The organism is Nocardioides sp. CPCC 206348, from assembly GCF_048654705.1.
In the GTDB taxonomy this organism is placed as follows: Bacteria; Actinomycetota; Actinomycetes; order Propionibacteriales; family Nocardioidaceae; genus Nocardioides.
Map to the genome: position 1 here is coordinate 3,373 of NZ_JBMCZA010000154.1, position 265 is coordinate 3,637.

At 73.6% G+C, this 265-nt stretch carries 1 protein-coding gene; it reads right to left on the bottom strand.

The window, feature by feature from the left end; all coding sequences use genetic code 11:
* Window positions 1-265 (bottom strand): hypothetical protein (locus ACOADB_RS10885; protein ID WP_378598103.1); only part of this gene is annotated, 265 nt, incomplete at both ends.

Sequence of the window (265 nt, forward strand, 5' to 3'; positions counted from 1 at the left end):
CGTCGCCGGTTGACCGGCGGCGCCGGCGTAGGAGACGTACAGCAGCCCGCTCACCTTCAGCGGAACGGACGCGGTGAACGTGCCGTTGGTGGCCGTGGTCGCCGACCCGACCTTCACCGGTGCGCCGGTCGAAGGAGCGACGTACACGGCCACGGTCTTGCCGGCCAGCGCCGTCAGGACCCCGCCCGCATCGCGCCGCAGCGTGCCGGTGACGACCACCGCCTGTCCGTGCCCGACGTCCGTCTTGTCGACCGCGCCCGCGAGC